The 10512-nt window shown below is 73.0% G+C and carries 7 protein-coding genes; 3 read left to right on the top strand and 4 right to left on the bottom strand.

From position 1 onward, the window contains the following. Nucleotides 1-1220, top strand: a 1220-nt coding sequence (locus B7767_RS37530; protein WP_179167463.1) for a molybdopterin oxidoreductase family protein, incomplete at its 5' end; no start/stop codon positions are given. A gap of 209 nt (nucleotides 1221-1429) precedes the next feature. Further along, nucleotides 1430-2602 carry an MFS transporter gene (locus B7767_RS37525; protein WP_179167467.1) on the top strand — a complete coding sequence of 391 codons (1173 nt, stop codon included), beginning with the start codon at nucleotides 1430-1432 and terminating at the stop codon, nucleotides 2600-2602. A 165-nt stretch (nucleotides 2603-2767) separates the two neighbouring features. Here the strand turns inward: B7767_RS37525 and B7767_RS37520 are convergent, their stop codons facing one another. From B7767_RS37520 to B7767_RS37505, 4 genes are all read right to left on the bottom strand, one after another. Then, a complete protein-coding gene (locus B7767_RS37520) occupies nucleotides 2768-5455 on the bottom strand; it encodes a cation-translocating P-type ATPase (RefSeq protein ID WP_256923708.1) in 2688 nt (895 codons plus the stop codon). A gap of 320 nt (nucleotides 5456-5775) precedes the next feature. Then, nucleotides 5776-6078, bottom strand: coding sequence for a DUF1540 domain-containing protein (locus tag B7767_RS37515; protein ID WP_218775849.1), 303 nt, complete (start codon nucleotides 6076-6078; stop codon nucleotides 5776-5778). 168 nt (nucleotides 6079-6246) lie between these two features. Further along, entirely contained in the window at nucleotides 6247-8643 is a 2397-nt protein-coding gene (locus tag B7767_RS37510; RefSeq protein WP_085575894.1) for a glycoside hydrolase family 65 protein, read from the bottom strand. Nucleotides 8644-8704: 61 nt separating this feature from the next. Beyond that, nucleotides 8705-9580 carry a universal stress protein gene (locus B7767_RS37505; RefSeq protein ID WP_085575917.1) on the bottom strand — a complete coding sequence of 292 codons (876 nt, stop codon included), beginning with the start codon at nucleotides 9578-9580 and terminating at the stop codon, nucleotides 8705-8707. A gap of 301 nt (nucleotides 9581-9881) precedes the next feature. Between B7767_RS37505 and B7767_RS37500 the strand changes: the two genes are divergently transcribed. Next, nucleotides 9882-10512 (top strand): CBS domain-containing protein (locus B7767_RS37500; RefSeq protein ID WP_085575893.1); only part of this gene is annotated, 631 nt, incomplete at its 3' end.

The raw sequence follows: 10512 nt of genomic DNA, 5'->3' as shown, positions 1-10512 counted from the left end.
CCCCCCCCGCCCGCCTCTATGGCGGGGCCGGGCGGCCGGCCATCGTCTACGGCCTGGGCGTGACCGAGCACCTCCACGGCACCGACGGGGTGCGGTCCCTGGCCAACCTGGCGATCCTGCGCGGCGCCGTGGGCACCGACCGCGGTTACGGGGTCAACCCGCTGCGAGGCCAGAACAACGTGCAGGGCGCCTCCGACATGGGCGCCCTGCCGGACCTCCTGCCCGGATACGGCAAGGTCACCGACGCCGCCGCCCGCTCGCGGGCCGCGGACGTCTGGGGCGTGCCCGTCCCGGCGCGGCCCGGGCTTCGGATCCCGGGCATGTTCGCCACCGCGCGAGCCGGGGAGCTGCGGGCGCTGTGGATCGTCGGCGAGGACGTCTGCGCGACCGACCCCGACGCCGACCAGGTGGCCCGGGCCCTGGACGCCTGTCCGTTCGTCGTCTGCAACGAGCTGTTCCTGTCCGAGACCGCCCGGCACGCCGATGTCGTCCTGCCCGCCGCGTCCTGGCTGGAGAAGGACGGCACCTTCGTCAACTTCGACCGCCGGTTCCAGCGCGTGCGCCCCGCCGTGCCCCCGCTGGGGCAGGCCCGAACCGACTTCGACATCCTGCGGGCCGTCGCCGAGGCCATGGGAGCCGGTCTGGGCTGCCCGACTCCCGCCGACGCCCTAGCCGAATGCGGTCGGCTCGCGCCCGTCTTCGCCGGACTCTCCCACGACCGCCTGGACCGGGAGGGCTCCGTGCCATGGCCCTGCCACTCCCCCCACGGCCCCGGAGAGGCCAAGCTGTACACGGAGCGCTTCGCCACACCGGACGGGCGGGCCCATCTGGCCGCCGCCCCCTACCTCCCACCCGGTGAACAGCCCGACGACGACTATCCGCTGGTCCTGGTCACCGGGCGGCGCTGGGCGCACTACAACTCCGGAAGCATGACGCGGCGCGGCGGCAACCTGGCGCTCGATCCTGTCGACTTCCTGGATCTCCACTCCGACGACGCCGGCCGGTACGGCCTGCGGGACGGCCAGGACGTCACGGTGGAAAGCCGGCACGGACGGGCCCGGCTCGTCGTCCGCGTCGGTGAGCAGACGGCCCCCGGGCAGGTCTTCTGCTCCTTCCACTTCCCCACGAGCGGGGTGAACCGACTCACTTCCGACATCACGGACACCGTCACGTCCTGCCCCGAGTACAAGGTCACGGCAGTCCGCGTGGCCGCGCCGTGAGAAGGACACCCGCACTGCAGAATATCCCTTTATGCGCAAGTTCTCGCCGGCCTGGAGAAGCAGAATGCCCCGAGGCCCCAGGTGCGGCCGCACCGCGTACGGGAGGGTGAGGGGCCGTGCGTCCCCGGCCCCGGGCCGATTCCGTGTGTCGCCGGTGTTCGGTTCGAAGAGAGGGTGAGCCGGTGAGCCGTTCCACGCAGCCGGCGCACATGCTGGCCCTGGCCACGGCCGGGTTCATGGCCGGCTTCTGGGCGTGGGCCCTGCTGGGGCCGCTCGGCCCGACGCTCCGCGAGGACCTGGGTCTCAGTTCGTTCGAGCAGTCACTCGTGGTGGCCGTGCCGGTGTTCGTCGGCTCGCTCGGCCGGATCCCGGTCGGGGCACTGACCGACCGCGTCGGTGCCCGCCGGATGTTTCCCCTCGTCACCGCCCTGACCGTCCTGCCCGTGCTGTACCTGGGTCATCTGGCCGACTCCCTGGCCGAGTTCCTCGTCGGCGGCTTCTTCCTCGGGCTGGGCGGCACCACGTTCGCCGTCGGTGTTCCGTTCGTCAACGCCTGGTACCCGCCCGAACGACGCGGCCTGGCCCTCGGCATCTTCGGCATCGGCACGGGCGGCACCGCCGTCTCGGCCTTCACCACCGTGCAGTTGGCCGACGCCGTCGACCGGAGCTTTCCCTTCACCCTCGTCGCCGTGACCCTGGCCGGCTACGCCGTCACCGCGCACTTCCTCCTGCGCGACCAGCCGGAACGCGCCATCCCGGGCGGCTCCCTGCTCACGCGCACCACCGCCACCCTGCGGATGCCCACCGCCTGGCAGCTGGCCTTCCTCTATGCCATGGCCTTCGGAGGGTTCGTCGCCTTCAGCGTCTACCTGCCCACCTACCTCACCACCGCCTACGGTCTCGGGCGTTCCGACGCCTCCCTGCGCACCGCCGGCTTCGTCGTCCTCGCGGTCGCCGCGCGTCCGGCGGGCGGCTGGCTCTCCGACCGGCTGCACCCGGTCCCCGTGCTCATCGGGGCGTACGCCGCCATCGCCGCACTCGCCCTCCTCACCTCCCTGGAACTCCCCCTGGTCCCGATCGGCACCCTGGCCTTCCTCGGCATGGCCGCGGCCCTGGGAGCCGGATCAGGTGCCGTGTTCGCCCTCGTCGCCCGCCTCGTACCCACCGACCGGGTGGGTTCGGTCACCGGTGTCGTCGGCGCCGCCGGCGGACTGGGAGGCTTCTTCCCGCCCCTGGTCATGGGCGCGGTCTACGGCATCGCCGACGACTACACCTGGGGATACCTGCTCCTGGCCCTCACCGCTGCCGCCACCTGTGCCTTCACCGCGACCGTGGTCCGGCACCACGCCGTGCGCCCGGGCGGACACGAGCGGGGTGCCTGACGGTCTCCGGCGGAACCCCGGGGGCCGTCGGAGAACCGACTGCGAGTGGCCGTGACCCCGGCCCGGGGCGGCAGGGCAGGGAGGCGAACCCGGCAGTCGTCCGCCCCGCCGTGTGAGGCGTTCCGAAGGCCGAGGACGTGGCTGCCCGGCGCGGAAAGAGCGGGCTCAGCCGGGCCGTTCCGTCCGGGCGGACCGTGAGCGCCGGCCACCCGGAGCGCCGCCTGCCACCGAGGCTGCGCGCGGCTGCCGCTCCGGCCACAGCCGTGCCTGCACACGCATGACCACATGGCCGAGACCGGACAACGCGCAGGCGATCGCCAGGTCCCCGAGCGACAGCGGCTCCGTGCCCAGCAGGTCCCGGAGAGGGGGCACGTACACGCCGGCCACCTGGAGGCCCAGAGCCGCGCCCACGGCGACCAGCAGGAACGGGTTGGCCAGACTTCCCGGACGAACGCGGGAGCCGAGGGCGACGCCCAGCTGGGTCGCGCCGAGGACCAGGAAGATCATGGACTGCCAGGGGCGACCCGTCTCCCGGGCCCACACCCCGGCCGCCAGGGTCACGGCGGCGACGAAGGCCCCCATGAACAGGACGCGCGGCCACAGGCCGGCACCCAGCACGCTCTCCTCGGGGGGCCGGGGCGGACGGCGCATCGCCTCCGGGGCGACGGGCTCCGCACCGAGCGCGACACCGGGCAGGCCGTGCGTGAGCAGGTTGATCCACAGGATCTGCGCGGGCAGCAGGGGCAGCGGCATTCCCAGGAAGGGGCCGAGGAGCATCACCAGGATCTCCGCCATGCCGCCGGCGAGCCCGTAGAGCAGGAACCGGCGCACGTTGGCGTAGACCCGGCGCCCCTCCTCGACGGCCGACACGATGGTGGCCGGGTTGTCGTCGGCCAGCACCAGGTCGGCCGCCTGGCGGGCCACCTCGGTGCCGCGCCGCCCCATGGCGACACCGATGTCGGCGCGGCGCAGGGCCGGGCCGTCGTTGACCCCGTCCCCCGTCATCGCCACCACCTGCCCGGCCCCGCGCCACGCCTCGACGATGTCCAGCTTCTGTTCGGGAGTGGTCCGTGCGTAGACGCGTACGCCGGTCAGCTCACCCGCCGTGCCTTCCCGGATCCGTTGCCCGGTGGTGATCTCCTCCTCCCGGGAGGCGATGCCGAGGCGCTCCGCCACGGCCCGGGCGGTCAGCGGATGGTCGCCGGTGATGAGCACGGGGACGATGCCGGCGCGTTCACAGGCGGCGATCGTCGGCTCGGACGCGCTGCGGGGCGGGTCCAGAATCCCGACGAGGCCGAGCAGCGACAGACCCGACTCCCATGTCCCGGACGGTTGCGACGCTTCCTCGTGGTCGGCCGACGCGACGGCGAGCACCCGGTACCCGTCGCGTGCCAGTGCCTCCGCCCGATCCGCCGCCCGGGCGAGCAGGTCCGGGCCGTCGACCAGGACCTGCGGTCGGAGCAGGGACTCCGGCGCTCCCTTGCACGCGACCCGCACTGCTCCGTCCGGCAGGCGGTGGACGGTCGTCATGCGCTTGCGGCCGCTGTCGAACGGGATCTCCTCCACGCGTGGCAGCACGCGGTCCAGCGCCGCCCGGTCCAGCCCGAGCCGCGCCCCCGCCACGAGCAGGGCGGCCTCGGTGGGGTCGCCCAGCGCGCGCCACTCCGCGGAGTCGTCCGGCGGAGGCTCCAGCGCCGCGTCGTTGCACAGCATGGCGACGCGCAGCAGTGCCGCCAGGTCGGGTGCGTCGTCGGCCGTGATCGCCCGCCCGTCGCGGACGACCCTGCCCCGGGGCTCGTAGCCGGTTCCCAGGGCCGTGGCCTCTCCTCGCGGCGTCCACAGCCGTTCGGCGGCCATGCGGCCCTCGGTCAGGGTGCCGGTCTTGTCGGTGGCGATCACCGTGACGGAGCCCAGCGTCTCCACCGCGGGCAGCCTGCGGACGATGGCGTGCCGGTCCGCCATCCGTCGTGCCCCCAGGGCGAGCGCGAGCGTCACGACGGCGGGCAGGGACTCCGGTACGGCGGCGACCGCGAGGCTGATCGCCGCCACGATCATCAGCTCCACGGGCTGCCCGCGCACCAGCCCGAGAGCCAGCACCAGGGCGCACAGTGCCACGATGACGGCTGCCAGAACCCGGCCGAAATCCGCCAGCCGGCGCTGCAGCGGGGTCGGACCGGACGCGGCACCCATCAGGGTCGCGATCCGGCCGAGCGCGCTGTGGGCTCCCGTGGCGGTGACCGCGACGCGTCCGCGGCCGTGCACCACGACCGTGCCCGCCGACACCGTGCCGTGCGAGGGGTCACCGCCGGGCGCCTTCTCCACCGGAACGGACTCGCCCGTCAGCGAGGACTCGTCCGTCAGCAGCGAGGCAGCGGACAGTACGTCCCCGTCGGCGGGCACGATGTCGCCCTCGGCCACCAGGACGATGTCCCCGGGTACCACCTCGGCGGCCGGGAGGGAACGTTCCTCGCCGTCCCGTACGACTCTGGCGGTGGGGGCGCTCATGGCGGACAGGGCCATCACCGCCTGTTCGGCCCGTACCTCCTGTACGACGCCGACCGTGGTGTTCACCGTGATGACGAGCAGGATCACGGAGGCATCGGAGAGATCACCGGTGGCGATCGTCAGGGCGGCGGCCACCAGCAGCACCAGGATCAGCGGATCGCGTAGCTGTTGCAGCCCCCGCCGCCATACGGGGGCGCGCGGCTCCTTGGGGATCGCGTTGGGTCCGTGACGCGTCAGCCGGCGCGCGGCCTCGGCCGACGACAGACCGGTCGCGGAAGAAGCGGGGGGCGTCGTCCGGGGTGCGCCGGTGCCCGCGCCGAACCTCCGGGCGCCCCACTGCTCGCTCACGCGCCCGACGGAGTTCTGTACGCGCGTGCGCCACGGACCGCCCGACGGTCGCCGCCGCGCACTGCGAGGACACCGGGGCGTGCCGGGACGAGGGCATCGGGGCCGGCCCGCTCACTGTGCGCCATTCACCGAACTCCCGTCATGCGGAGGGACCGCGTTTCCGGACGCCAACGCTCGCTGTCGGGGTGCCGGCCACGACCGGCCGTTCGCCGACGTGGGTGATCCGGGCGCTGCGGCAGCGGACGTGAGTCCGACGGTCAGGGCTGTGCGCGGCCGCGCCCGTGGTCGGCGGCGTACGCGGCGAGAACCTCCGGCGTCCCTCAGGTCCGCGCGTAGGTGAGGCAGTCGACCTGCTCCTGCTCGTTGCCGACGGTGATGGACGGGGCGTGGCACTCCAGCGCGGTGTTGTGCCGGCAGTCAGCCATCTTGCACGCACCGACCCGGCCGGTGACGGACGGCTCTCCGCCCTCGAGGTCCGCGCTCATGAACGTGTCGCAGACGGGACTGCTGAGGTCTCCCACGGTGATCGCCACGGCGTGGCAGGTGTGGTCGTGGTTGTAGGCGCAGCTCTCGGCCGCGCATTCACTGACGACCGGCAGTTGCATGACGGGGGTGGCTGCCATGACGGGGCCTGCTTTCTCATGGTGTCGTACGGATCGTTCGCCGTGGACGAAGAGGTGTCGGGAGCCGTATTCCGGTACCACCCCGCGGAACGTCCCCTTCCTGTCCTCCACTGTGCGCGGTGACCGGTACCGGCGCACTTCGACGGGTGGCTCGCCCGTCCGCGCGGATCACTCCCCCGGGAGCACGAGCGTGCAGGTCTCCCCCGGCGCGATGGTCACGGCCCGGTCGGCCAGCACCACGCGGATGGGTGACTCCTCCGAGTCGGGCACCCTGATCTCCAGCTGTCCGCTCCGGCGCCGTATGCCGATGCCCCAGTGGCCGCGGTAGCGCAGGGAGAACCCGTACTCCGACAGGGCGGGAAGGGGCACCGGGTCCAGGAAGAGGGCGTCCTCACGCGTCTCCAGTCCCGTCAGGCCGCGTTGCACCAGGTCCAGGGTCCCGGCCATGGCGCCGAGGTGGATGCCTTCGCCGGTCGTGCCGCCCTGGATGTCGGCGATGTCCGCCTCCAGGGCCTCGCGGACGTAACTCCACGCCTCGGCCCGTCTGGCCCGGGCGAGGACGAGGCCGTGGACGAGTCCGCTGAGGGTGGAACCGTGGCTGGTGCGCCGCAGGTAGTAGTCGACGGTCCTGTGCCAGACCTCGTCGTCCACGTCGTACCCGAGACGGTCGAACAGGCTACGCAGCTCGGCGGCCGAGAAGAGGTGTCCGAGCATCAGGACATCGGCCTGTTTCGACGCCTGGTAGCGGTTCACGGAGTCGCCCTCGGCCTCGAGGATGCGGTCCAGCCGCCGGATGCTGGGGTAGCGGGTTCGGTAGGCGTCCCAGTCCAGCTCGGCGAGGTCGCCGTAACCGTCGAACTGGCTGATGACGCCCCGGTGGAACGGCACCCGCAGCCGCCGGGAGACCTCCTCCCACTTCGGGAGTTCGCCGCTCTCCAGCCCGATGCGTTCGAAGAGCTCCTGCCGGCGCCAGGCCGGGAGGCGCCGCACCAGGTCCAGGGCCCGGCCGAGGACCCAGGCGGCGGTGACGTTGGTGTACGCGTTGTCGTCCAGGCCCGGCCGGTCGGCGTCGGGGTAGCGGTCGTGGTATTCGTCGGGGCCGACCACACCACGGATGCGGTACCGGCCGGTGCCGGGGGCCGGCTCCGCGCCGTCCGCCCAGAAGCGGGCGATCTGCATCAGCATCTCCGCGCCCTTGGTGTGCAGGTACTCGGTGTCGCCCGTCGCTTCGCAGTACTGCCACACGTTGTAGGCGATCGCCGAGCCGACGTGGTGCTGGAGCCGGGAGTCGTCCGGCAGCCACCGGCCCGAACGGGGGTTGAGGTGCAGCCGCTGGGTCTCCTCGCGGCCGTCGCTGCCGGACTGCCACGGATACATCGCCCCGGCCCGGCCCGCAGCGCGTGCCGCGCGGCACGCCTGCGGCAGACGCCGGTGGCGGTAGTCGAGCAGGGCCCGCGAGACCTCCGGGAAATGCAGGTTGAGGTACGGCAGCACGAACAGTTCGTCCCAGAAGACGTGGCCCCGGTACGCCTCGCCGTGCAGCCCTCGGGCCGGCACCCCCACGTCCAGGTCCGCGGTGTGCGGGGACAGCGTCTGCAGCACGTGGAACAGGTGCAGGCGCAGGACACGGCCCGCCTCCCCGGGCACCTGGATGTCCGCGCCCCGCCACAGGCGTGCCCAGGCGGCGGCGTGGGAGTCCACGAGCGCCGGGAAGTCAGGGGCCGTGGCCACCCGGTCGAGCGCCGCGCCGAGCGGGTCGCTGATCGCCCGGTCCCGGGAGGTGTGCAGGGCCATCGTCCTGTCCACGACGGCGGGCCGGCCGGGAGCGACGGGTATCACCAGCCGGTGCACGGCACGGTGGTGGGACGGACGCAGCTCCGACGCCGTGGGCGGCTGCCCGGCGACCGTACGGGCCGCCATGCCGATGCCGATGTCGGAGGTGCTGGTGCGGCAGCTCAGCCACGTCACGCCGGCCGCGGACGCGCCGGTCCGCACACGGACCAGGTGGTGCCGGCTGAGTGACCGGTAGCGGTGCACATTGCTGTTGGTCACGTCGCCGTCGAGGACGGACTCCACCTCGATCTCTCCGGACCACTCCTCGGCTGTGACGACGGTCCGCAGCGCGGCCAGGTGGGGATCCGCCATGTGCACCAGCCGGACCTGCTCCACACCCAGCACGCCCGCCTCGTCGTCCCGGAACCGGAACGTACGCGTCAGGGTGGCCCGGCGCAGGTCCAGACTGTGCCGGTGGTCGAGCGGCCGGTGCGTGTCGGGAGAGAACCACGGTCCCGCCGACCCGTCGGCGAAGCGCGGACGGAACCGCAGGAACAGCCAGTTCGGGAGGTTCACCAGATCCTCGTTCACCACCCGCCGCCCCGCCACGGCCGACTCCAGGCGGTTGTAGACCCCGGCCGCGTAGGTGGCCGGATAGTGCACCAGGCCCGCCCTGCTCTCGGGCACGGCGCCCCGTGTGGCGAAGCAGCCGTTGCCGAGTGTGCACAGCGACTCGCGCAGCCGCTCGCCGGCCGGGTCGTACCCCTCGTACTCCCAGGTCCACTCGGACATCCGCCGCGTCCTCTCCTTCTCCCCTCACCGCATGTGCAGGAGCACGGGAGGCACGTCCGGGTCAGGTCCGTTGGGGGACGACGGCCACCGGGCACTCGGCGTGATGCAGGAGGGCGTGGGCCACCCTGCCGAGCTGCAGACCGACGTGGCCGTGGCGCCTGCGCGCCCCCACGACCACCAGGTCGGCGTCGGAGGAAGCGTCCAGGAGGGCCTTGTGGGCGGGACCTTCGACCGCCTGACGGCGTACTTCGACCTGCGGGTGATTCCGTCCGGCGTCGCGCAGCACGTCGGTGAGGAGGGCGGAGGCGCGCTCCTCCTCGGCACCGGCGGCATCGTCCGCGATCAGGGGATGGTCCACGTGTTCGTGGGCGGGGCGGCGCCAGGCCCGTACGGCGTGCAGGGCGCAGCCGCGCGCCTGCGCCTCACGGAAGGCGAACCGCACTGCGGCCGCGCCCTCCGCGGAGTCACCGAGGCCGACCACCACCCGACCGAAGGAGCCCTGCCGGTTCCGCTCCCCGCCGCGCACCACGACCACCGGGCACGCGGCACGACCGGCCACCGTGAGGCTCACCGACCCCAGCAGCATCCCCGCGATCCTCCCGCGGCCGCGGGCTCCCGTGACCAGGGCGGAGGACTCATGAGCCGCGTGCAGGAGCGCGGACACGGCGTCGTCGGGCAGTACGTCGCTCGACACCTTCAGCTCCGGGTCGCGCAGCCGGGCGCGTTCCGCGCAGGACGCGGCGATGTGCTCGGCCATGACCTCTTCGGCCGGACGGCCGGTCCTGAAGGACGGGAGAGCCCCCTCGTACCGCTCCCACAAAGAGGCGTGGACGATCCGCAGGGACAGCCCGAGGCGCGCGGCCTCGTCCACCGCCCAGTCCACGGCCTCCAGGCTGGAATCCGATCCGTCGACACCCACGACCAGCGGGAGCTCCACGCTCACCACCGCCTTCCTGCCCTGCCGCTGCCTTGAAGTCCCTGTCAATACCGTCGCACCGCACGGGTTCCGTCGCGACAGGTGGACCGGCTCGCGGACGGGGGCCTCGGCCCGGGTTGCACTGCGCCGATTTGTGACGATCGTGGAGTCGTACGGCCGGAGGAAGGGCGAGGTCCCCTCCCTCGCATCGTCGGCACGGCCGCCGCGCGACGGTCGTCGAGACCATCGGTGCCGGGGAACTGCCGGGCCGGGCCTGGCTGCTTCCTCCCCGTCACCACGAGGCGAGACGAGGAGGATCGCGGTGCCTGAGACCCCGCACATCGTCAGCGATGTGATGACCCGGACGGTCGTGGCCGTCGGACGCGACGCGCCCTTCAAGGAGATCGTGCGGACCATGGAGCAGTGGAAGGTCAGCGCGATGCCGGTCCTGGAGGGAGAGGGGCGTGTCGTCGGCGTCGTCTCCGAGGCCGATCTGCTGCCCAAGGAGGAGTTCCGCGACAGCGACCCGAGCCTTTTCGAGCAGCGCCGGCGCCTGTCCGACGTCGCCAAGGCCGGGGCGGTGACGGCGGAGGAGCTCATGAGCACCCCCGCGATCACGGTCCACCCCGACGCCACCCTGGCACAGGCGGCCAGGATCATGGCCGTCCGGCACGTCAAGCGGCTGCCCGTGGTCGACGACATCGGCATGCTCCAGGGCATGGTGAGCCGTGCCGACCTGCTGAAGGTCTTCCTGCGGCCGGACGAGGAGATCGAGGAGGAGGTCCGCCGCACCGTGGTGTCCTACCTCTTCCCCGCCATCAGCCACGCCATCCACGTGAACGTCCACGAGGGGGTCGTCACCCTCCGCGGGCACATCCACGACACCTCGCTCATCTCGGTCGCCGCGCGTCTCGTGCGCGCCGTGGAGGGCGTCGTGGACGTCGATCCGCAGC

This window comes from Streptomyces sp. 13-12-16 (assembly GCF_002114215.1).
Classification (GTDB): Bacteria; Actinomycetota; Actinomycetes; order Streptomycetales; family Streptomycetaceae; genus Streptomyces.
Note: the sequence above shows the minus strand (reverse complement) of the source record. Positions and strands in the feature narration are given on the sequence as shown.

What these genes read in the sequence shown, in the direction of transcription:
- B7767_RS37510 (WP_085575894.1), bottom strand. Translation starts at nt 8,643, where the DNA reads ATGTCCGAGTGGACCTGGGAGTACGAGGGGTACGACCCGGCCGGCGAG.
- B7767_RS37525 (WP_179167467.1), top strand. Translation starts at nt 1,430, where the DNA reads ATGCTGGCCCTGGCCACGGCCGGGTTCATGGCCGGCTTCTGGGCGTGG.
- B7767_RS37515 (WP_218775849.1), bottom strand. Translation starts at nt 6,078, where the DNA reads ATGGCAGCCACCCCCGTCATGCAACTGCCGGTCGTCAGTGAATGCGCG.